The organism is Thermococcus sp. (assembly GCF_027008145.1).
GTDB lineage: Archaea > Methanobacteriota_B > Thermococci > Thermococcales > Thermococcaceae > Thermococcus.
Window position 1 is genome coordinate 1 of the sequence record NZ_JALTCZ010000208.1, and the last position, 3,963, is coordinate 3,963.

Here is a 3,963-nt window from a genome sequence, read left to right on the forward strand (position 1 = left end):
TTACTTGAGTGCTCACCATGTCGAGGTTCTGGAAGAGGTCGACAATTGAGTAGCCTGAGAGGTGCTTCATCATGCCCTCGTTGAAGTAAGCGCGAATGAACTTTGTGACGTCGCTCGTGTCGTAGAGGCTCTGGCCACCAACAACTTCTGTGATGAACTGAACTGGATCGGCGACCTTGAACCAGTAGACGCCGTAGTACTTTATGGGGGCAAGCTCCCTAGTCTGCGTTTCTCCCCCGTATCTACCTTGGAACTCCTTCATGCTGACGAAGATGACGGTAGCTTTGAAGGGGCTGTTGCTTCCACCGACGAGCTTGTAGAGGAGCGGCAGGTTCTGCGTCGTTAGCGTGTGCCTCCCGGGGCCGAAGACGTCGTAGACCTTGCCGTCGCGCATGAATACAGCTACCTCGTACTCGTGGACTACCAGCTGCGCGCCCCACTTTATTACCTCGTTTGGATAGCGCCAGATTATCTCGTCTTCACCGGGGTTGACCCATTCGATCACCTGCACCATCTCACTCACCCACCACGACGCTCATCCTTTTGTCGAGGGTTTCCTCAAGGGTTCTCAGCTTGTCGTCGAGCTCAAGAACCGAAAGCCCAAGAGCCTGCGGATTGACGACCTCACCGCCAAGGGATTTCGCCTTGTTGAGTATTTCCTCAGCGAGCCCTATCATCTTGGCGTCGTACTCTATCAACGACTCAATCTCCCTCTCCCTTACCTTGATCCTGTCAAAGTAACCTGCATAGCCCACTTCCGCATGCCTCACCCTGCCCTCAAGGCCCACCAGCTTCTTCCTGAGAGAGTCCATCGCGACCAGCTGGGAGCAGCTCACCATCGCACACCTCTGTAGTGTCCTTTCAATCTCTTTCCTTGCTTGGATTAAGAGATCGGCGACCTTTCTGCGGACGAGCCTGTCGTCCTCCCTCAAAAGCTCCTTTTTCTTGTAGCCGTGGAAGCCAGGAACTATAAGCTCAAGCTTCTCCAAAAGATTGGTTTCCTTACCCATCTTACCACCTCACACCTTCTTGAAGTAGACGTTACCCCTCTTAACCCTCATTACCTCGCCCACGGTTCTTTTGCTCACCGAGCCCTTCGAGAATATTCCCGCTCCGGCGGCTATTCCGGAGACCAGGCCCCCTATTATTCCCCACGCGTTGGAGTAAATGGCCGAGGCTATGGCCCCGAGGACAACGCCGGCTCCTATAATCCCTGAGCCGAGCAGGGTTGCCCTCTTTCTGGCCTCGGTCATGAGCGGGTAAACTGCCCTTATGACTCTACCATCGGTTCCGTCAACGTAGTTGCCCCTGAAGGTTTCCCCGTTGTACTCGTAGGCCACCTCCAAGACCGGGTAGTGGACTAAACCCTGGAACTTGACCTCAAGCTCTGGCTTTCCAAGGTAGGAGTTCTCCTCGCTGGCCTCTTTTTTCAGCGCGCTCTCAAGCCTCGACCGGGCTATTGCCTCGGCCTCCTCCCTTTTCATCTCGGGCTCGTGGTAGGTTCCCTTCTTCACCATCGCCTCGTTAAAGAACTTTTTTCCCCTCACTGGGAAGGGGTAGTCCATGAGCAGGGTCTTCAAGGGCGAACCGGCGGGAATGCCGAGGAACTCGACCTCCTCGACCGTTTCACTCGCTTTTCCGTGGAGGTAGAAGAAGTAGACCGGAACCCAGTGGAGTTTCTTCTCAATAACCTTGGCGTCTGCTATGTCCGCCGGAGCGCCGTACTGCCTTGAAATGAACTTTAGGAGCTGTCCAGCTGGGTCTTTCCTCATCGGCGGGAAGAAGTAGTGCTCCTCCTCCGCTTCCTCTCCCGTGTGGACGTGGAAGGTTGTGCCACAGTATGGGCAGGTGACGACGCTGACGGTATCCGGAACCTTAAACCTAGCCGAACAGGTCGGGCACTGAACCTCCATCTCATCCACCCCTCTCAACCCTCTGCCCTTCGAGGACTTTGCTCCCGAAGAACCAGCCGAGTCCCCCTCCAACGGTCATGAGGATAGCAACGCCTATGACGTTTCCAGTGAACGCGGCGCCAAAGGAGCCGAGGAGAACGCCTATTCCTGCACCCGTGAGGTACTCCACCCTCCTGAAGACGTTCATTGGCTCGGTGGCGGCAACCCTCTTCCCGTCCCAGCCCGCGAAAACCGCATGGAATATCGAGTTGCGGTACTTGTAATAAACAGTCCACATCGGCAGGAGGAGCAGCTTAACGTCCCTGGGCCCCTCGGTGTGAATGTCGAAGATCTCTATCCTGTCGGACTTGTCGAGGAAGTGGTTCCTAACTATGTCAACCGCATCCTCCCTCATCATCAGACTCGCATGCCTCTCGTCCATCTCCGTGTTGAGTATTTCAAGCTTAATCTTACCCCATTCATCCTCATCGAGATCGAGGAGCCTCTTGCCTTCAGGCCTCGCCTTCGAGAAGTGCTTTATGAGGTCGTCCACACCGAGGCTCTCGACCTGTCTCCTTGCCGAGCCGAGGAGGTTCATCTTCTCGTTCACCCTCTCGGTGTAGTGCCTCTCGACGGTGTGGCAGTGCGTGTTCCCCTTTGAGTCTGTGTGGCACTCTTCTTCCCGTCGCATGTAGCGGACCGTTCCGTAGACGTGGGCGATACCGCTCCAGTAGGGGGCATAGTGCCCCTCTATCTCCCAAACCTGTATCTCGTCCTTTATCCTCCTCAGGTCAAAATCCTTTTCAACGTGCTCCCAGAAGGCCTTTGCAACGTCGTTCTTGTTTATGGACGGGATCACAAAGATGTTCTCGGTTTTCAGGTTCCCGCTTATATGATTGGGGAAGCCACAGTAGGGACAGATGGCCACTATCGTCTCGGGCGACACATCAAGCGGTGCGCCGCACCTTTCACACTTGAAGCCAGCCTCCATGGTAACCACTAAAAATAGTATCGGCGCGGAAGTATTTAAGGATTTTCAGAGGCTTTGGGTAAGGCTGGAACCAAAGGTGCGGAAGACGGTTGGCGTTAAACCTCAGGGGGACGTTTGGAAAGGAGTCCCTTCACAAGCTCCACCAGCCCCCAGAGGTCGTTCACGTAGTAGTCGGCACCATCAACCTTCCCAAACCGCGTCACGTTGACGGTCTTTAGTCCAGCCCTCTTTCCGGCCAAAACGTCGTGGGCGCTGTCGCCGACCATGATAGCTTCATCAGGCTTCAGTTTAAGGGCCTTCAAGGCCTTTTCAACGAGGTAGGGGTTTGGCTTGACCCCGTCGAGGTTGGAGTAGTCCTTCCCGATAACGACCTCGAAGTAGCGGTCGAGGCCAAAGGCACTCAGAACTAACCTCGTGTTCTCTTCCGTGGCGTTGCTCACAGCACCGAGCTTCAGGCCAAGCTTTCTGAGCTCTTTGAGCGCGTCCACATCGGGGAAGGGCCTTATCTTTCCCAGCCTGAGCATCTCCTTCCTGTATCTGTGGTTAACCCCGTCTATTATCTTCCACATCTCAACGGGGTCTACCCCGAGGTTTCTGACGTATGTCCTCGGCAGTTCGCCGGTCACGGTCTTCCTGTAGGTTTCGTAGTCGATGAAAATCCCAGCCCTTTCGAGCTCGGGCTTTACGAGCTCCTCAAACCACTTCCGGTGATCGTAGCCCTCATAATAAACGAGGGTCTCGTCAACGTCGAGGATTACACCCCTGAGCATGCCTCCGCCTCCTGGACTGCTCATCACCGTTCAGCCGGTTGATCCATCTTCATCGGCAGAAAAAGTAAGGAGGAGAGCTTAAAAACCTTCAGAAGAGCTCCTCGAGCTTGACGTCTATCCTGTCGGGGTTGAAGGGAAGCACATGCCTCGTCGTCTTCGGGGAGAAAACCTCACCCCTCTTCACGAGCTCCATGACGTCGTCCTTTGTAGGGGCCTTCCTGATGAAGACGTAATCGACCTCACCCCGGGCCATGTCCTCTCTAGCATCCTCCTTGAGGCCGTAGTAGATCAGCTCTATCTCCCCGGCCTG

5 protein-coding genes and 1 pseudogene are annotated in these 3,963 nt (G+C 55.1%); all 6 read right to left on the reverse strand.

From position 1 onward, the window contains the following. Positions 1-514, reverse strand: a 514-nt coding sequence (locus MVD07_RS10625) for an SPFH domain-containing protein (RefSeq protein WP_297501992.1), incomplete at its 3' end; no start/stop codon positions are given. Position 515: 1 nt separating this feature from the next. Then, entirely contained in the window at positions 516-1,010 is a 495-nt protein-coding gene (locus tag MVD07_RS10630) for a hypothetical protein (RefSeq protein ID WP_297501995.1), read from the reverse strand. A 9-nt stretch (positions 1,011-1,019) separates the two neighbouring features. Then, the gene (locus MVD07_RS10635) at positions 1,020-1,913 is read right to left on the reverse strand and encodes a hypothetical protein (RefSeq protein ID WP_297501997.1); all 894 of its coding nucleotides are present in this window, start codon (positions 1,911-1,913) and stop codon (positions 1,020-1,022) included. Position 1,914: 1 nt separating this feature from the next. Beyond that, positions 1,915-2,883 (reverse strand): hypothetical protein, encoded by a 969-nt coding sequence (locus MVD07_RS10640; protein WP_297501999.1) that lies wholly within the window; start codon positions 2,881-2,883, stop codon positions 1,915-1,917. A gap of 95 nt (positions 2,884-2,978) precedes the next feature. Then, positions 2,979-3,653: an HAD family hydrolase gene (locus MVD07_RS10645; RefSeq protein WP_297502001.1), complete on the reverse strand. Its 675-nt coding sequence runs from the start codon at positions 3,651-3,653 to the stop codon at positions 2,979-2,981. Positions 3,654-3,741: 88 nt separating this feature from the next. Beyond that, positions 3,742-3,963 (reverse strand): annotated as a pseudogene (gene serK, locus MVD07_RS10650) (L-serine kinase SerK); the annotation flags it as partial.